The organism is Pseudomonas sp. GW823-FHT06B06, from assembly GCF_058795195.1.
Genome location: NZ_JBXAHO010000054.1, coordinates 1 through 16,640 on the forward strand (window position 1 = coordinate 1; position 16,640 = coordinate 16,640).

16 protein-coding genes are annotated in these 16,640 nt (G+C 62.2%); 4 read left to right on the plus strand and 12 right to left on the minus strand.

The genetic code is table 11. The annotated features are described in order from the left end of the window. Positions 1–521: 521 nt before the first annotated feature. Positions 522–1,184 carry a glutathione S-transferase family protein gene (locus AC1Q8Q_RS29555; RefSeq protein WP_020801219.1) on the minus strand — a complete coding sequence of 221 codons (663 nt, stop codon included), beginning with the start codon at positions 1,182–1,184 and terminating at the stop codon, positions 522–524. 362 nt (positions 1,185–1,546) lie between these two features. Between AC1Q8Q_RS29555 and AC1Q8Q_RS29560 the strand changes: the two genes are divergently transcribed. Next, a complete protein-coding gene (locus tag AC1Q8Q_RS29560; protein WP_492599311.1) occupies positions 1,547–2,647 on the plus strand; it encodes a polyamine ABC transporter substrate-binding protein in 1,101 nt (366 codons plus the stop codon). A 120-nt stretch (positions 2,648–2,767) separates the two neighbouring features. Here the strand turns inward: AC1Q8Q_RS29560 and AC1Q8Q_RS29565 are convergent, their stop codons facing one another. From AC1Q8Q_RS29565 to AC1Q8Q_RS29580, 4 genes are all read right to left on the minus strand, one after another. Beyond that, on the minus strand, positions 2,768–3,223 hold the full coding sequence (locus AC1Q8Q_RS29565) for a MarR family winged helix-turn-helix transcriptional regulator (protein ID WP_020801216.1): 456 nt from the start codon (positions 3,221–3,223) through the stop codon (positions 2,768–2,770). A gap of 140 nt (positions 3,224–3,363) precedes the next feature. Continuing rightward, entirely contained in the window at positions 3,364–3,816 is a 453-nt protein-coding gene (locus AC1Q8Q_RS29570) for an Ohr family peroxiredoxin (RefSeq protein WP_033044025.1), read from the minus strand. A gap of 65 nt (positions 3,817–3,881) precedes the next feature. Beyond that, positions 3,882–4,334, minus strand: a complete 453-nt coding sequence (locus tag AC1Q8Q_RS29575) for an Ohr family peroxiredoxin (protein ID WP_020801214.1) — start codon at positions 4,332–4,334, stop codon at positions 3,882–3,884. 238 nt (positions 4,335–4,572) lie between these two features. Beyond that, on the minus strand, positions 4,573–5,028 hold the full coding sequence (locus tag AC1Q8Q_RS29580) for an outer membrane lipoprotein (protein WP_033044023.1): 456 nt from the start codon (positions 5,026–5,028) through the stop codon (positions 4,573–4,575). Positions 5,029–5,225: 197 nt separating this feature from the next. On the opposite strand from AC1Q8Q_RS29580, the gene AC1Q8Q_RS29585 reads away from it, so the two are divergent. The 3 genes from AC1Q8Q_RS29585 to AC1Q8Q_RS29595 all read left to right on the plus strand — a co-directional run bounded on the left by AC1Q8Q_RS29585 (position 5,226) and on the right by AC1Q8Q_RS29595 (position 8,388). Further along, positions 5,226–6,446 carry a helix-turn-helix domain-containing protein gene (locus tag AC1Q8Q_RS29585; protein ID WP_168758326.1) on the plus strand — a complete coding sequence of 407 codons (1,221 nt, stop codon included), beginning with the start codon at positions 5,226–5,228 and terminating at the stop codon, positions 6,444–6,446. Positions 6,447–6,481: 35 nt separating this feature from the next. After that, positions 6,482–7,111, plus strand: a complete 630-nt coding sequence (locus AC1Q8Q_RS29590; RefSeq protein ID WP_492615857.1) for a Vgb family protein — start codon at positions 6,482–6,484, stop codon at positions 7,109–7,111. 266 nt (positions 7,112–7,377) lie between these two features. Beyond that, entirely contained in the window at positions 7,378–8,388 is a 1,011-nt protein-coding gene (locus AC1Q8Q_RS29595; protein ID WP_492615858.1) for a GlxA family transcriptional regulator, read from the plus strand. Between the two features lie 46 nt (positions 8,389–8,434). Here the strand turns inward: AC1Q8Q_RS29595 and AC1Q8Q_RS29600 are convergent, their stop codons facing one another. The 7 genes from AC1Q8Q_RS29600 to AC1Q8Q_RS29630 all read right to left on the minus strand — a co-directional run bounded on the left by AC1Q8Q_RS29600 (position 8,435) and on the right by AC1Q8Q_RS29630 (position 16,568). Continuing rightward, positions 8,435–9,295 (minus strand): CAP domain-containing protein, encoded by an 861-nt coding sequence (locus AC1Q8Q_RS29600; RefSeq protein WP_020796433.1) that lies wholly within the window; start codon positions 9,293–9,295, stop codon positions 8,435–8,437. Positions 9,296–9,591: 296 nt separating this feature from the next. After that, the gene (locus tag AC1Q8Q_RS29605) at positions 9,592–9,963 is read right to left on the minus strand and encodes a RidA family protein (RefSeq protein WP_020796434.1); all 372 of its coding nucleotides are present in this window, start codon (positions 9,961–9,963) and stop codon (positions 9,592–9,594) included. Between the two features lie 28 nt (positions 9,964–9,991). Continuing rightward, positions 9,992–10,705 (minus strand): DUF3726 domain-containing protein, encoded by a 714-nt coding sequence (locus AC1Q8Q_RS29610; protein ID WP_033042035.1) that lies wholly within the window; start codon positions 10,703–10,705, stop codon positions 9,992–9,994. 1 nt (position 10,706) lies between these two features. Further along, positions 10,707–12,422: a hypothetical protein gene (locus tag AC1Q8Q_RS29615; RefSeq protein ID WP_020796436.1), complete on the minus strand. Its 1,716-nt coding sequence runs from the start codon at positions 12,420–12,422 to the stop codon at positions 10,707–10,709. Between the two features lie 23 nt (positions 12,423–12,445). Continuing rightward, positions 12,446–13,999 (minus strand): BCCT family transporter, encoded by a 1,554-nt coding sequence (locus AC1Q8Q_RS29620; protein ID WP_240963492.1) that lies wholly within the window; start codon positions 13,997–13,999, stop codon positions 12,446–12,448. Between the two features lie 126 nt (positions 14,000–14,125). After that, the gene (locus tag AC1Q8Q_RS29625) at positions 14,126–15,112 is read right to left on the minus strand and encodes a dipeptidase (RefSeq protein WP_033042039.1); all 987 of its coding nucleotides are present in this window, start codon (positions 15,110–15,112) and stop codon (positions 14,126–14,128) included. A 13-nt stretch (positions 15,113–15,125) separates the two neighbouring features. Continuing rightward, on the minus strand, positions 15,126–16,568 hold the full coding sequence (locus AC1Q8Q_RS29630) for an aldehyde dehydrogenase family protein (RefSeq protein ID WP_492615859.1): 1,443 nt from the start codon (positions 16,566–16,568) through the stop codon (positions 15,126–15,128). Positions 16,569–16,640 lie beyond the last annotated feature (72 nt).

Genomic DNA, 16,640 nt, shown 5'->3' on the forward strand with positions numbered 1-16,640 from the left:
TGGAGGTTCTGCGCAGTGGGTAAACCGGCATGGATGCCGGTTTAGCCGCGCTGGGCCAAGGATGGCCCATCGCGGCGGGCCCACGGAGCAGGACCGGAGCGAGGGCATGTCGAGCCCTAGCGAGGCACCGAACGCCAGGGGCAAGAGCCCTTGGTTACTTGGAGCCGGGCGGCGTTCCGTTCTTCCAAGTGACTCGCTGTAAGAGCGAAACCCTAGGTGGCCGTTACCGCAGGAATGGATATGTACTCCGGCAACAAATAATAGGTCAGCTGTCAGGCCGCCTTCGCGAGCAAGCCCGCTCCCACAGTTGATTCGAGTACATCCGTCGAAGTCAGGTCGGCTATAAGGCCGCCTTCGCCGGCAAGCCGGGCTCCTACAGGCTTTTCCAAGTGACTCGCCGTAAGGGCGAAACCCTAGGTAGCCGTTACCGCAGGAATGGATATGTACACCTGAAGGAGGTGGCCGTTACCGCAGCAATGGATATACACCCGATAAGCGCCTTCAGTGTGCGCATGAGGTTGTTAGCGAAACCGTTGGGGAATGGCCTCGGCAAATGGATAGAAGGCGAACCAGGGCCTGGCTTCGTCGATGACGCGCCGGAATGAAGGCCGTTGTACCAGCCTGTCGAAATACGTGCTCAGGTGTTGGCAGTCGTCGGGGAAGGGCACCAGGGTACTGGCATAGAACAGGGCCGGGGCCGCGGCGCAATCGGCCAGGCTGAAGTCCGGGCTGGCCACCCAGGTTCGCGTAGCCAGCTGGCGCTCGAGCATGCCGTAGGCCGTGGTGAGCATGGCCCGTTCCCGGCTCAGGTCGCCGTTCGTCGCGCGAATGCGATCGGCGACTATCTGCTGCAGCGGTACTTGCACGTACTGGTCGAAAAACCGATCCCACAGGCGCACTTGCAAGGCAGTATCCCAATCACCGGGCAGCAGGCAGCGCCCACCTCCATGGAAGCGGTCCAGGTATTCGATGATGACACTCGATTCCGCCAACCCCTGCGGGTGCGTGTGATCGCGGATGACCGGGAACTTGCACAGGGGCCATAACGCCTCGAGCTCCGCGCGGTCTGCTGCACTGGAAAGATCGATGACTCGCCGCTGGAAATCGATGTCGTACTCGTAGAGGGCGATCAGCACTTTGTGGCAGAACGACGAAAGCGGGTGGTAATAGAGGGTCAGCGGCATCGGTCAACTCCTCGGGCGGGAGGGCGCCCCACGGGGTGATTGCTGTGACAGGCAGATTAAGTCGCAGGCACGGTATTCGCCATCCCTGCAGGTTTGCGCCGCATTCCAGGCTGCCGAAAACGTTTCGCGTAGCGACCATTGGCTATGCTCCCGGACACCGATAATGGCCATTACGATCTCCTTTTGGCCAACCCCGCGCTATGAACCTGCGGGGCTGTCGGCAAGAATCGAAAACCGGTGGCTGATGCGCAAGAGCCTCCCATCGATAACTATGAACCCGATCTTCCTTGCCTTGGCTGTTTTGCCGGGCGCTGCCGTGTACAGCACATAAAAACCATCGAGCTGACTTGGGGAATTGATCCATGGACACAATCAAACGCCTATTGGGTGCCACCGTTTGCGGCCTGACGCTGCTGGCCAGTGCCGTACATGCCGAGCAGCGCGAATTGCGGGTGTACAACTGGGCGGACTATATCCTGCCGTCCGTGCCCAAGGACTTCGCCGAGAAAACCGGGATCAAGGTCACCTGGGACACCTTCGACACCAACGAATCCCTGGAGGCCAAGCTGCTGACCGGCAACAGCGGCTATGACTTGGTGGTGCCGTCGAATCAGTTCATCGAAACCCAGATCAAGGCCGGTGTGTTCCAGAAACTGGACAAGACCAGGCTGCCCAACTGGAAACACCAGGACCCGGCGCTGCTCAAGTTGCTGGACAAGAACGACCCCGGCAACCAGTACGGCGTGCCTTACATGTACGGCACCGTGTTGATCGGCTTCAACCCGGCGAAGGTCAAGGCCGCCCTGGGCGAGAATGCACCGGTGGACAGTTGGGACTTGGTGTTCAAGCCCGAGAATATGGAAAAACTCAAGGCCTGTGGTGTTGCCATGCTCGACTCGCCCTCCGAGATTCTGCCGCTGGCCCTGCATTACCTGGGGCTGGACCCCAACAGCCAGAACCCCGAGGACTACGAAAAGGCCAAGGCGCTGATGCTGAAGATTCGCCCTTATGTCACCTACTTCAACTCGGCCAAGTACATGACCGATATCGCCAACGGTGACATTTGCGTGGCCATCGGCTACTCCGGCAGCTTCTACCAGTTCGGCAACCGCGCCAAGGAGGCCGGCAATGGCGTGGTGGTCGATTGGCGCTTGCCCAAGGAGGGCGCGCCGATCTGGTTCGACACCTTTGCCATTCCCAAGAGCGCGAAGAACGTCGATGAAGCCCACGCGTTTCTCAACACCTTGCTCGACCCGACCGTCATCGCACCGATCAGCGACTTCCTCGGTTACCCGAATGCCAACAAGGACTCGCTGGCGCTGATCAACAAGGAAATCACCGGCAACCCGAACCTGACGCCGACCCCCGAGGCTCTCAAAACCCTGTATGTCGTGCAGCCGTTGCCGCAGAAGCTGGAGCGGGTGCGCACGCGGGTGTGGACGGCGATCAAGTCGGACAAATAACCCTAAACCCCTGTCGGAGCGAGCATGCTCCGGGCGGTGTGCCGACGATGAGCCTGAGAGCGCCGCGGGGTGTCAGGTGCCCCGCGTCATCGTTGACGACCATCGCGAGCGTGCTCGCTCCTACACGGCTTTGGTGTTGCGGATGAGGTTGTTGCGCAACGCCACGATCGCCTGCTGCATCTGCACGAAATCGTCGGGATCGAGGCCGGTTTGCGGAAAGCCGTCTTCCGTCAGCTCTGTGCGCAGCTGGCGACCGGCGTCGGTCAGGCTGATTCGTACCTGGCGTTCGTCTTCCGGGTCGCGCTGACGCAGCAGGTAACCCATCGCTTCGAGCTTTTTCAGGATCGGGGTGAGGGTGTTGGATTCCAGGAACAGTTTTTCCCCGAGGCTGCCGACGGTCTGGTTGTCTTGCTCCCACAGCGCAACGAGGGTGATGTATTGCGTATAGGTCAGGCCGAGTCGTTCGAGCATCGGCTTGTAGGCCTTGCCAAAAGCGAGGTTGGTGGAATAGACCGCAAAACACAGGAAATCGGAAAGCTTGAGATCCAGGGCGGACGTTTTGTCGGTGGTTTTCATGGGGTCTCTCTTTGGGCAGGCTGCGACGCTGAAATTATACGTCGTATGCGATGGTGTCGGAAGTGCTCCAAGCCTCCGGGTCCCGCCCCCCAAGCGGCCGGTTACCGGGGATAACCCTGGCGAACCGGCCGTGCGGTGCATCACGCGGTCTGCACGTTGATGCTCACGTCAATGTTGCCGCGGGTGGCCTTGGAGTACGGGCAGATCGCATCGGCGTTGTGCGCCAGTTCGCTCGCCACTTCATTTGACAGGCCTGGCACCCGCAGGGTTAGTCGGGCTTGGAGGAAGTAGGCTGCGCCGGTCTGGCCCAGGTCGACTTCGATGTCCACGGCCGTGTCGGCCGGCAATGACACCTTAGCCTGTTGGGCGGCCAGGCCCACCGCGGCGATGTAGCAGGCCGACCATGCTCCGGCGAAGAGTTGCTCGGCCTTGGGGTGCGGTTGTACGCCGGTGAACACATGTGCCGGTGTGACGCTGCCAGGGGACGACAATTCGATGTCGAGGTTGCCCTTATGGCCGCGCGAGGTGGTGCCGGTGCTGCTCAGGGTGGTGTGGGTCTTGCCGGTGGCCAGGACTTTTTCGATCTTGCTCATGATGAGTTCCTCAAGTTTACTGCGGGTATATTGTTCGTATGCGCTAGCATCGTATGCGATATTAATTATGCGGTAATGACGTTCAGGGCAACGTCGATATTGCCGCGGGTGGCCTTGGAATAGGGGCAGATGGAGTCGGCGATATGCGCCAGTTCCGTTGCAACGTCCTGTGCCAGCCCCGGCACGCGCAGGGTCAGTCGGGCCTGGAGGAAGTACGCTGGGCCCGTCTGGCCAAGGTCCACTTCGATGTCGACCGCCAGATCCGCCGGCAGCGCGATGTTGCGCTCTGCGGCCACCAGGCCGACGGCCGCGGTGTAGCAGGCCGACCAGGCCCCGGCGAACAATTGCTCGGCTTTCGGGTGCGGCTGGGTGGCGGCGAACACATGGGCTGGCTGGGCGGAGCCTGGCGTCGACAGTTCGATGTCGAGGTTGCCGTTGTGGCCGCGCGAGGTGTTGCCGGCGCTGCTCAGGGTGGTGTGGGTCTTGCCGGTGGCCAGGACTTTTTCGATCTTGCTCATGGGTCAATCCTCAAGGGTGCGGTCAGGTTGTATGTAATGTCGTATGCGCTTAGATCGCATCCGATTGAAATAATAGTCCTCCAGATCTCAATCGACGTCAAGCGGTATTTTCATGCCCGGACGACGGACGGTCGAAGCGAATGATGCCCGCTTATTCAGAAAGAAAAATGCCCCGAGCTGTTCAGGCTCGGGGCATCAGCATTGACGCGTGACCATGGATTTCGAGTGCAACAGGCGATCAGCTTTGCGGCACTACCCGGGCTTCGTTGCCGGTACCTTCGATATAAACACTCTGGCCTTTGCTCAGTGCGGCATTGACCGGCTGCGTTACCGATACCAGGACGCCGCTCTTGGTACGCACGATAATTTGCTGGGCCTGTTGCGGTTGATCGTATTTTTTCTTCTCGGCGTAGTTGCCACCCGCCGCACCCGCAAGGGCGCCCGCGACCATGGCGACATCTCGCCCGGTGCCCGAACCGATCAGGCTACCGATTCCCACGCCCGCGAGTCCGCCAAGGATGGCGCCGACGCCGCTGTCGTGGTTGGTCTGCATTTGCGTCATGGTGATCTGCTCGATTTTTCCTGAGCGGATTTCCATCTCGCCGGCGCCACCGCTGCCAGCATCGACGGCGGCGCAGGCGCAAAGCACTAGACTTACAAGCGTGATCGTTAACCAGGAAGCGATGTTTTTCATGTTGAACTCCATCATCCGGGGGAAGCAGTTCGTTCAAACGCATCAGTGCGCGTTTGACGAAGGAGACTAGCACAGGGCCCTCGACGCGCTGCCCTGTGGCGGCGGGCCTGGCTGTACTGCCGGATACGCTCACTGAGGGGTGAGATAGACTCATACGGACTTATCACGGCAGGAGTGACACGCGTGGCAGGACTGCAATGGATTCGCTGATCACCGCCGCAGCGCAGGCGTTGGCGGCGGGCGATCCGCTGGGTGCGCTGGACCGGATCGCGCTGCGTGACGATGCGCCCGCGCTGGCACTGCGCGGTATCGCCATGGCGCAACTGGGGGATTTGGTGCGGGCCAAAGCGCTGGTACGCATGGCCTCGCGGGCCTTTGGGCCGAAAGAAGTCGTGGCGCGGGCACGCTGCACCGTCGCCGAAGCCGAGATCGCACTGGCCTCGCGGGATCTTGGTTGGCCGGTGAAGGCGCTGGAAGCGGCGCGGGTCACGCTGCAAGCCCACGGCGATCTTATCAATGCAGCCCACGCGCGTTATCTGGGCATCCGTCGCTTGTTGCTGATCGGCCGGCTCGATGAGGCCCAAGGGCAACTCGTTGACCTGGACCCGGCAACGTTGCCGCCACCCTTGCGGGCGACCCATGAGCTGGTCGTGGCAGGGATCGCGATGCGCCATCTGCATTCCCAGGCCGCACGGGCCGCGCTCGCCAGGGCCGAACTCGCCGCGCAACTCGCCGGCATTCCCGCGCTGTCTGCAGAAGTCGAAAGTGCATCCTCCATTCTCGACAGCCCCGCCGCGCACCAGCTCGTGCGTGGTGAAGAACGGCCTCTGTTGCTGGACGAGGTGGAAGCGCTGCTCGCCTCGACTTCACTGGTGGTGGACGCTTGCCGCTATGTCGTGCGTGGCGCGGGCATGTCGGTTTCCCTGTCCAGGCGTCCGATCCTGTTTTCCCTGGTGCGAGCACTCGCTGAGGCCTGGCCGGGCGATGTGCCCAGAGAGACCCTCATCGCGCAGGCCTTTCGGTTGAAACTCAGTGATGAATCCCATCGAGCCCGGCTGCGGGTTGAAATCGGACGCTTGCGCGCGGCGTTGAAACCCTTGGCTACGGTGATCGCCACCCGACGCGGGTTCACATTGGTTGCGCAGGTTTCACCAGACGTGGTGCTGCTCACGCCACCGGTCGAAGAAAAGTATGCAGCGGTATTCGCCTTGCTTGGCGACGGCGAGTCCTGGTCGAGTTCGGCCTTGGCCCTGGCGTTGGGTAGCAGCCAGCGCGCAGTGCAACGCGCGCTCGAAGCGCTGGCAGCCAAGGGCAAGGTGCAGTCGTTCGGACAGGGACGGGCACGGCGCTGGGTGACCCCGCCGGTGCCCGGTTTCGCGACGACCTTGTTACTCCCGGTTCCGCTGCCCGGTGGCTAGGATGATCCCGTCAACCCCTTTGGAGGAACACCGAGATGAAACAGTCAGCCGCCGAAATTGTGCGTGAATATGGCCCCTTTGCCGACGTCGATGATGTGCACCGCGTCACCTGGGACGGCCGGCAGGTGTGGTTTGCAACCACCGACAAGCTTTACGCCCTGGACCCCGACAGTGGAAGTACGGTGCGCTCGCTCGATGTCGCTGCGCATGCCGGGACCGCCTTCGATGGTAAGCATCTGTTCCAGATTGCCGAGAACCGCATCCAGAAAGTCGATCCTCGCAGCGGAGAAATCCTGGCCACGATCCCGGCCCCCGGCGGTGGCAACGATTCGGGGCTGACATGGGCCGAAGGCTCATTGTGGGTCGGTCAGTACCGCGAACGGAAAATCCACCAGATCGACCCCGAGACCGGGACTATCCTGCGCACCTTGCAATCCAACCGTTTCGTCACGGGCGTGACCTGGGTCGAGGGCGCGCTGTGGCATGGCACCTGGGAAGGCGAGGAGAGCGAATTGCGCCGCGTCGATCCGAATACCGGCGAAGTGCTTGAAAGCCTCAGGCTACCGGACGGCATCGGGGTGTCGGGGCTGGAATCCGACGGTGGCGAGCGGTTTTTCTGTGGGGGCGGCAGCAGTGGGCGGGTGAGGGTGGTGCAGCGGCCTTGATGGGTTGATTGTGATCGTTCCCACGCTCTGCGTGGGAATGCCGCCAGGGACGCTCCGCGTTCCGCTGACGGCGCAGAACGTGAGCCATGCGCAATGGTGACGCGGAGCGTCACAGGATGCATTCCCACGCAGAGCGTGGGAACGATCACAACCCACTGTACTTGCTCATGGGGTTCAACTGGCGTAAACAGAGCTCGCATTGCGCCGCCGCGAGCGACGCAATTCGGTCAATCTCATCTTGATCAACACGAAAGGCGAGGCGAACGTTGGTAGAGCGACGTCAGTTCAGCGGTGCCATGAAGGGTAAAAACCTTCGCTACCTCAAAGACCATGAAGGCCAGTCCGTGCGGGCCCGGGCCGGCTTCCTGTTGCTGGAACATTTTTCCTTGCCGGCGTTCACCCAGGCGCTCGACACCATCGTCACCGCCAACCTGCTGCGACCCGAGCTGTTTTCGACGAAAACCTTCGGGTTGTCCGAAGGGGAAGTCGTCAGCGACCTGGGGTTGGTGATTCGACCCGATGCGCGCCTGGACCCGATCGAAATACAAGCGCTGGACCTGTTGGTTGTCTGTGGCGGCTACCGCACGGCCCTCAAGGCCTACGACGGTTTGACCGGCTTGTTGCGCGACGCGGCCGAACAGGGGGTTGCGCTGGCTGGCATCTGGAACGGCGCCTGGTTTCTCGGGCAAGCCGGATTGCTCGACGGCTATCGCTGCGCCATACACCCGGAGCATCGTCCGGCGCTGGCGGAAATCGCCAGGCTCACCCAGGTCACCAGCGAAGCCTACGTGGTCGATCGCGACCGCCTGACGGCGTCCAGCCCAACGGGCAGTTTCTACATGGCGCTGGAGTGGATCAGGGGTTTGCATGACAAGGCGTTGACTGACGGTATCGAAGATATCCTGGCGTTTGAAGCGTCCCGTTACCGGCGCATCAAACCCACCTTGAATGTGTCCGTCAGTGGCCCGCTGAGGGAGGTGGTCAATCTGATGGACGCCAATCTGGAAGAGCCGCTGGAGATGGAGGCGCTCTGTCTTTATGCCGGTCGATCTCGCCGGCAGATCGAGCGTCTGTTCAAGGAGCAACTGGGCACGACACCCCAGCGCTACTACATGGATCTGCGTATCACCGAGGCGCGTCGATTGCTGCAGCACACCACGCTGACCATCGTTGAAGTCTCTGTGGCCTGCGGTTTCGTATCACCGAGCCACTTCAGCAAGTGCTACAGCGCCTATTTCGGTTACCGGCCGTCTCGGGAAACCCGGCTGGTGAAGTAACCGCTTGCCGAAGTACCGGGCATCGCGATGATGCCCGGTGCAGCGGTCATTGCGCGCCGAACAGCATCGTCCAGTAAACGCCTTGATCACTGCGTGCGTCCGTCGCATAGGCGGCACCCACTTGCGTGAATATCGGGTTCATCAGGTTGGCACAATGCCCGGGGCTGGCCAGCCAGCCGGCCATGGCCTTGTTCGGTGAACCTTGGCCGGCGGCGATGTTTTCACCAATCTGTCGGCCACGGAAACCTGCGGCGCGCGCGCGGTCGGCGGGCATGTCGCCATCGGGGTCGCGGTGGGCGAAGTAATTGCCGTAGGCCATGGCTTTGCTGTGCCCTTGCGCCGCCGCGCCGAGGCTGGCATTCCAGGCCAAGGGCCGCGCGGCGGCAAAGCGCTGGCGACCGCACAGGCGCGGTTTGGCCCGGGCGGCATTGACCTGGGCGAGCAAGGTTTTGCCGACGCTGCGTGGATCGCTCATCCGACTGTCCAGCACAGGCCGCGCCAGCACCACTTGCCATTCACCGCGACTGCGACTGACGCCTATGTCGGCATACTGGTTATCCAGCAAGGCGGCGCAATGATCACTCTGCAGCATCTCAAAGGCCTCCTCGGCATCTTGGGCACCCACCACTCGAATGGAGCGCACCGCCACGGCCTGGTACCCGGAAGCTTTCAAGCGGTCGCGCAAGCCACCGCCGTAGCCGACCGGCAAGGCCAGGCTCGACTTCAGGGCCAGCGGCGACAAGCGTTGGGCGGGACGCCTTGCGCAATCTTCCGGATGGGCTCGGTAATCGTTGATGGCGTCCACCAATTGTCGCTCCGCACCGGCGTGGGCGGGGGTGGAAATCAGGGGCAGCGAGGTCAACAGGCACAGCGAAGTGAAGCGCAAGGCGAGGGCGGTTGGGCGCATGGTGCGGACAGCTCTGATGAGATGACAACGATGGGTAGGAGGAAAAAATGCCCGTCTAAGACTGGCGTCTTGGGACAAGGTTCAAGGCGGCGGGGAGGCGTTTTGCTTGCCGGATCGTGCACCCGACGAAGGGTATGGGGCGACTCTGTGGGAGCGAGCCTGCTCGCGATGGAGGAGCAAGCACCGCGGGGTGTCAGGCAGCCAGCGTTTTCGTTGACGACCATCGCGAGCAGGCTCGCTCCCACAGGGTTTTCATCAAACCCTAAGTGGCCGTTGCGGCAGCAATTGGTGGGCCGTCAGAGACAGGCGTACACCACCAGTTCCACCAACATCTCCTCCCGAGCCAACCCGGCCACGACAATGGCTGCCCGGTTGGGGTAGGGCGCCTGGAAATACTCGCCATAGATCGCGTTCACCGTCGCCAGGTAGCTACGGTCGGTGACGTAGATCAGCACCTGGGTAACCGCGTCCAGGTCGCTGCCGGCGGCTTGCAGGGTATGGCGCAGATTGTCCAGGCTCTGCCGGGTTTGCGCTTCGATGCCGCCGCTGACGACCTGGCCTTCGCGGTCGATGGGGATCTGTGCGGTGTACAGCGTGCCGTTGCCGACCACCGCCCATTCCAGTGGCGCGCGCGAGGCGAAAAGGTCAGTCTTGATCGCGTGTTTCATTGATTGATTCCTGGAACATTGCAAGGTTTTATCGGGCATCGCTGCTTTCGCCAGCACCGCGCCGACGCGACTCCTCGGTGCTTTCCACCAGCACCCGTTCGCCCAGTTTTTTCAGTTGGGTCCAGACGTCATCGTCGACGACCAGCCCCTCTGCGGGCTGCGGGTAGGTGGCAGGCAGGGCATCCTCGGCACTGAGTCGCGGCAGCAGCGCGAAGTGCCTGGAGATCAGCACATTGATGCTTTGTTCGTCGCTCTGCGCCAGTTGGGGCAGGTCATACACCCGCAGGGTCGGGCGGGTTTGCCCGGCGCTGAACGTGGCAACCATTTCCTGGCGTGCATCACGCCAGTACACGCAAAAATTCAGCGCCTCCGGGGCACAGCGCGCCAGGTAGCCGAGCAGCAGGATGCGGTTATGGCAATGGCGAATGCGGATCAACGCACTGCCGCCGCGCAACGCCTTGCCGACACCCAGCTCCACCGCCTGGGCGGCGCAGCGCAAGACACTTTGGCCGTGGGCATCGAGGGTCAACTGCGCGGCATCTTCGTAGCAGGTTTCGATCGGGCGATCGACTTCGTCGTGGAGAAAGGCCAAGGCCTTTTTCAACGCGCCGATGCCATCGAGGCCTTGCAGTTGCAGGCGCGCGATCATCTCGGCGGCGTCTTCGCAGTCACCGGGGGCGAAGCCGATACCCTCGAAGGCCTTGCGGCAGATCACCTGGATTTCATTGAGCGAGACGCGCATATCAGTGTTCTCCGGCAGCGGTGGGCAGTGTCGGCATCACGGCGAAATTCCAGTCATCGGCGAAAGGCTGGCCAATCTCACTGACCAGTGGCGCACCCTGGAACAAGGTGATGCGCACCCAGCGGCTGGACTTGGGGTCGAACTTGCCAGCGCCGAAGAACGCCAGTTTGCAACGCAGCAAGTGGATCGGCAGCATGTTGCGTTCCATCAGGTTGGCGCGGATTTCCCCGAAGGCGCAACGGGCCATGCCCTGCAGCCGGCATACGGTGCCTTTGAACGACGGCTGGGCGAGCAGGAAATGCGCGGTCAATTGCTGCGGATGGCGTTCGCGGTAGGCCAGCAAGGCACGGTGGCAACGCTGGAGGTTGTGGGCGATGCCCAACTGCATTTCCTTTTCCGCGCCAGGCTCCATGGCCCGTTCGCCCAGGCGTGGCTCTTCCTTTTCCGCCGAGCGATACCAGAAGAAGTGGTTGGCCTCGGCCCCTTCAAGGTCGTAGTCGAGCGCCCAGCGGTAGTGGGTCTCGATCAGGTTGCACAGCGCGTCCAGCGGCATCTCGGCGTTCAGGCGAAAGCCCTCGTTGACCGACATCTGCTCGGCCAGCGGATCGACCTGTTCGGGGTACAGCTCCAGCAGCAGGCTGACCAGCAGTTCCTGGCAGCCAAAGCCGGTGTTCAGCTCAACCCAGTCTTGCAGCCGTGACCACAGTTCGGCGCTGACGGGCTGACAGGCGAACCACTCGCTCAAGCGGTCGAGATCGGCCAGGGTCTGCCGATCGATCGCGCTTTGCCGTTGATCCTCGGTACTGGTTTGTTGCAGGTGTTGCCGAGCCCGCTGCAGCAGTGCCTGGAAACGCTGCGCGCGGGGCACGTCGGCCGGTTGAGCCACCACCTTCGCCAGTGCGGTTTCACGGGCACACACCCACTGATTGACCAGTTGTGGGTGATTGATCAGGAAGGGCGCCATGCCCAGCCCCGTGGAGTTGCCAACCCCCAGGTAGCGTTGCAGCTCGATGTCCAGCCCGACCGCCCGTTGCGGATTGCGCGCCCGGGCCATGTGCTCGATCTGCTCGATGCTGAAATGCCGCAGCAGGTACACGGTGAACATCTGCGCGCTGAACGGTTGGGTGAAGTCGGCATTGCCTTGCAGGCAACTGAAGTCGGCGATGCCGAACTTGCCGTTGCCGTACACGGCGGTGGTGCGATACAGGTAGCCGACCTCGGCCAATTGCCGTGGGTCTGGCTGGCAACCTTCCGCCAGCGCCCCGAGGAAGCGCTCGAAGTTGCGCAGGCTGCGGTTGGCCCGTGACAGCACCAGCACCCGCGCATCGAAACGCCCGGCTTCCTGCAACGGCACGTTGCGCCGCAAGTCGGCCAGTTGCGGCTCGTCGACATCGCCGGCCAACAGCACGAAGCTGACGTCCCACTGATCGGCAATGACCCGGTCACTGCGTTTTTCCGGCGGCAGGTACATCGAGAAAATCACGCAGTGATAGTGGGCACTGGCGGTGTCGATCCGATAGATCGCCGTGCCGAAGCCCTCGGCGTCAAGATCGAAGCGAGTGCGCTCGATACGCCATTGCTCGTTCATCATCTTGCGCATGCTGCTGCGCACGAAACTCAGGCGGCTCTGGAAGTGACTGCCCAGCCGTTCCAGGTCCATGACCCGGGCGGCGGGGCGCAAGGCCGAAGAGGTGTCTGTGTCGGTGTGCGACATCATTGCGATTCCTGGACTGTTCATTATCAGACTGCCTGTTCACGAGCCATCTGCCGGGCGATGCGCAGTGCATCCCAGAGCGAGGGCAGGATCAGCAGCGAAACCGGTACGGCAGTGATGACGATAAAGGATTGCAGCGCCGTGACCCCACCCGAGCCGATGGTGATCAGCACCACGGCGGCCAGGCCCATGCCGATCGCCCAGAAGGCGCGCAGCCATGCCTTGGGCTTGTCATTCGCGGACATCGCCATCGCCACGGTGAAGGCCATGGCATCGCCATTGGTGGCTACCGAGATGAAGCTCAGGAACAGGAACAGCGCCGAGATCAGCCCGCCCAAGGGCAGGTTCTGGGTCACGCCCAGCAGCAGGTCTTCCGGTTGCGCGCCGTGGGCGGTGACGATGCCCGGGTTCTGCAATTCCATGCCGATGCCGGCGCCACCGACAATGGTGAACCAGAACATGGTCACCAGCGGGGCGATGATCGACAGGGTCATGATCACTTCGCGGATGGTCCGGCCCCGGGAGATCTTCGCCACGTAGAGCGCCACCATTGGCGCGTAACCGATGAACCAGCCCCAGTAGAACACCGTCCACCAGTCGAGCCATTTCGGGTCGGCACGGAACAGGGTCATCGGGATGAACTGTTCAATGTGCAAGGCGAACGCCGTGGGGAAACCGCCGAGAATGAACGCGGTCGGGCCGAACAACACCATGAACACCGCCAGGCCGATCATCAGCCACACGTTGATTTCACTGACGAAGCGAATGCCCTTGAGCCCCACAAGGCACGATGTTGTGTACATCACCGTGACCAGCACGATGGTGATGGACTGCACCATCAGGTCGTTGGGAATGCCCCACACCGAGTGCAACGCGCTGCTGATCTGCAGGCCGAGGAAACCGATCGGGCCGATGGTGCCGGCGACCACGGCGATAATCGACGTGGCGTCGGCCAGGGTACCAATCGGCCCCTTGAGTGCACGTTCACCGAACAGTGGATAGAGCAAGGTACGCGGTGCCAGTGGCAAGCCTTTGTCGTAGTGCAAGTGCATCAGCACAATGGCCAGCAAGCTGCCCAATACCGCCCAGGCGAGGAAGCCCCAGTGCACGAACGATTGTGCGAGCGCGGTGTGGCCTGCCGCTTCGGTATGCGGTTGCATGCCCGCGAACAGCGGTGGCGGACTGGCGAAGTGCATCATCGGTTCCGCCGCCGCCCAGAAGGCACCCCCACCGGCGAGCAGGGCGCACATGATCACGGCGATCCAGTTGAAAGTACTGGTATCGGGACGTCGGTCGACGCCGCCGAGCCGTACGCGCCCGCACTTGCTGAAGCAGATGAACAGGCTCATGGCGAAGGTCGCGAGCATCAGGATCTGCCAGTACAAGCCAAAGAACTTCGTCGACCAGGCGAACAACGTGTTCACCAGTAGCGACACGCCGTCGATGTCGACCAGGGCTGCGATCAGGAAGGCGCCGAGGAAGCCGCCACTGATCAGGAACAGTGGCCAGTCGATGTTTGTTTTCGGCGGCGCAAGGTCCAGTGGCTGGACGTCGCCCTGCAGGGTGTCGGATGTTTTCATGATGCCTCCAAAATACGCGCCTGGGGCTGTGCACCGCCGCTTTGGGGGATGAACGGGAGGCTATTGTTATTATTTTTCATGCTGTGCTGTCCTCACGGTGTGAAACCAGGGTCAGTGGATCAAGGGTCAGTTTTTTGCAGGTGTCGCGCTTTCCAGCAGGCGCAACCAGTTGAGTCCCATGATGTTGCGTACCTCGTCCTCGGCGAACCCACGGTCGCGCAGGCCCTGGGCGATGACCGGGAAATCCCGGCTGTCGCGGAACCATTGCAGCGGTGACGGCCAGTGGGCGTTGTCCTTGGAGCCTTCGCCGTAGTCCTTGTCTTTGCTCCAGCGCCCGTTGCGCATCCATTCGAGCACTTGCAAAGGTTGCTGCTGGCACAGGTCGGTGCCGATGCCGATATGCTCCACGCCCATCAGTTCGGCCGTGCTGGCGACCATGTCGCAGAACGATTCCAGGCTGCAGCCCGAGGCTCCCTTGAGGTGGAACGGGTAAGTGCTGAAGCCGAGCAGGCCGCCAGACTCGGCAATCGCGCGCAGCACGGCGTCGGACTTGTTGCGTTTGGCGGCGTGGAAGCTCGACGGGTTGGCGTGGGAGACGATCACCGGCCGGCTCGACAGCTCAATGGCTTCAAGGGTGCTGCGCTCGGCGCTGTGGGACATATCAATGAGCATGCCGACGCGGTTCATCTCGGCGATGACTTGGCGACCAAAGCGGCTGATGCCGTTGTCTTCGTTCTCATAACAGCCGCTGGCCAGCAGACTCTGGTTGTTATAGGTCAGCTGCATGATCAACACGCCGAGCTGGCGGAAGACTTCGACCAGGCTGATGTCGTCTTCGATGGGCGAGCAGTTCTGGAAGCCGAAGAAGATCCCGACGCGGCCTTCCTCGTGCGCCAGGCGAATGTCCGAGGCCTCGCGCACCGGGCGAATCAGCTGCGGCCAGGTTTCGAAACGGCGGTTCCACTCGCCGATGCGCGACAGTGTTTCCCGGGCGTTCTCGTGGTAGGCGATGGTGGCGTGTACTGCGCTCAGGCCACCTTCCTGCATCTGGCGGAAGATGTCTTCGCTCCAGTTGGAATATTGCAGGCCATCGATCATCAATAAATCGTGCATGGTGATCTCCCGTTCAAGGTCGCACGTAGGTGGTCTTGACCACGGTGTAGAATTCGCGGGCGTATTGCCCTTGCTCGCGCGGACCGAAGCTCGAGTTTTTGCGGCCACCGAACGGCACGTGGTAATCGGTGCCGGCGGTGGGCAGGTTGACCATCACGCAACCGGTGCGGGCGCGGCGCTTGAAGTCACTGGCATAACGCAGCGATTGGGTGATGATCCCGGCGGTCAGGCCGTACTCGGTGTCGTTCAACACGGCCAGGGCTTGCTCGTAGTCGCTCACCCGGATCACGCAGGCAATCGGTCCGAACACTTCTTCACAGTTGATGCGCATCTGGTTGGTGGTGTGGGTGAACAGCGCGGGGCGCATGTAGTGCCCGGCTGGTTCCAGGGCGAGCAATTCGCCGCCTTCGACCAGGGTCGCGCCGTCTGCCTTGGCCAGCTGCAGGTAATCAAGGTTCTGTTGCAGTTGGCGAGCTTCGGCAACGGGGCCAATCTGTGTTCCTTGTTCAAGGGCATGGCCGACTTTCAGCTGGCGCATGCGCGCGACCAGCGCCTCGACGAACCGGTCATGGATGCCATCGCAAACGATCAGGCGCGAGGAGGCGGTGCACTTTTGCCCGGTGCCGAAAAAGGCACCGTTCAAGGCGCATTCGACGGCGATGTCCAGGTCGGCATCGTCGAGCACCACCAGGGCGTTCTTGCTGCCCATCTCCAGTTGGCAGCGCACCAGGTTGCCGGCGGTCGCAACCGCGACGCGGCGACCGGTCTGCAGGGAACCGGTGAACGTCAGCGCATCGATATCGGCCGACTGGATCAGGCTTTCACCGACCACGCTGCCGCTGCCCATCACCAGGTTAAAAGTGCCTGCGGGCAAGGGCTGGCGGCTGATGATCTCGGTCAGGGCCCAGGCGCTGGCAGGCACCAGGTTGGCCGGCTTGAACACCACGGCGTTACCGAAGGCCAGGGCCGGGGCGATCTTCCACGCGGCGGTGGCCATCGGGAAATTCCACGGGGTGATGATGCCGACCACGCCTACCGGTTCGCGCTGGACGTCGATCTCGATCCCGGGGCGTACCGAGGCTGCCGTCTCGCCCATCTGGCGCAACACTTCGGCGGCGTAGTAGTGGAAGAATTGCGCGCTGCGATGGACCTCACCGATGCCCTCGGCCAGCGGCTTGCCCTCTTCGCGCGAGAGCAGTTCGCCGAGCTCTAGCTTGCGCGACATCAGCTCGTCGCCGATGGCCATCAGGATTTGCTGGCGTTGTTCCAGGCCGGTGGCGGCCCATTGCGGCTGGGCGTCACGGGCAGCCGCGATGGCGTCCTGGGTCTGTTCGGCGCTTGCCTGGTGGTAATGCCCGATCAGGTCTTCGACATCCGAAGGGCTGTGGTTGGCGACAAGGCCCTGGCCTTCACACCAGTTGCCGCCAATGTAGTTTTTGCAGGGTTGCAGTGCCATGGGAACCTCCGATTGCGTTGGTCCCATCTTGAGAGTATTACTCTGCAAATAAAAATTAATAATAAATATGAA

What these genes read in the sequence shown, in the direction of transcription:
- AC1Q8Q_RS29600 (WP_020796433.1), bottom strand. Translation starts at nt 9,295, where the DNA reads ATGCGCCCAACCGCCCTCGCCTTGCGCTTCACTTCGCTGTGCCTGTTG.
- AC1Q8Q_RS29575 (WP_020801214.1), bottom strand. Translation starts at nt 4,334, where the DNA reads ATGAGCAAGATCGAAAAAGTCCTGGCCACCGGCAAGACCCACACCACC.
- AC1Q8Q_RS29585 (WP_168758326.1), top strand. Translation starts at nt 5,226, where the DNA reads ATGGATTCGCTGATCACCGCCGCAGCGCAGGCGTTGGCGGCGGGCGAT.
- AC1Q8Q_RS29570 (WP_033044025.1), bottom strand. Translation starts at nt 3,816, where the DNA reads ATGAGCAAGATCGAAAAAGTCCTGGCCACCGGCAAGACCCACACCACC.
- AC1Q8Q_RS29555 (WP_020801219.1), bottom strand. Translation starts at nt 1,184, where the DNA reads ATGCCGCTGACCCTCTATTACCACCCGCTTTCGTCGTTCTGCCACAAA.
- AC1Q8Q_RS29560 (WP_492599311.1), top strand. Translation starts at nt 1,547, where the DNA reads ATGGACACAATCAAACGCCTATTGGGTGCCACCGTTTGCGGCCTGACG.
- AC1Q8Q_RS29630 (WP_492615859.1), bottom strand. Translation starts at nt 16,568, where the DNA reads ATGGCACTGCAACCCTGCAAAAACTACATTGGCGGCAACTGGTGTGAA.
- AC1Q8Q_RS29610 (WP_033042035.1), bottom strand. Translation starts at nt 10,705, where the DNA reads ATGCGCGTCTCGCTCAATGAAATCCAGGTGATCTGCCGCAAGGCCTTC.
- AC1Q8Q_RS29625 (WP_033042039.1), bottom strand. Translation starts at nt 15,112, where the DNA reads ATGCACGATTTATTGATGATCGATGGCCTGCAATATTCCAACTGGAGC.
- AC1Q8Q_RS29620 (WP_240963492.1), bottom strand. Translation starts at nt 13,999, where the DNA reads ATGAAAACATCCGACACCCTGCAGGGCGACGTCCAGCCACTGGACCTT.
- AC1Q8Q_RS29590 (WP_492615857.1), top strand. Translation starts at nt 6,482, where the DNA reads ATGAAACAGTCAGCCGCCGAAATTGTGCGTGAATATGGCCCCTTTGCC.
- AC1Q8Q_RS29565 (WP_020801216.1), bottom strand. Translation starts at nt 3,223, where the DNA reads ATGAAAACCACCGACAAAACGTCCGCCCTGGATCTCAAGCTTTCCGAT.
- AC1Q8Q_RS29605 (WP_020796434.1), bottom strand. Translation starts at nt 9,963, where the DNA reads ATGAAACACGCGATCAAGACTGACCTTTTCGCCTCGCGCGCGCCACTG.
- AC1Q8Q_RS29580 (WP_033044023.1), bottom strand. Translation starts at nt 5,028, where the DNA reads ATGAAAAACATCGCTTCCTGGTTAACGATCACGCTTGTAAGTCTAGTG.
- AC1Q8Q_RS29615 (WP_020796436.1), bottom strand. Translation starts at nt 12,422, where the DNA reads ATGATGTCGCACACCGACACAGACACCTCTTCGGCCTTGCGCCCCGCC.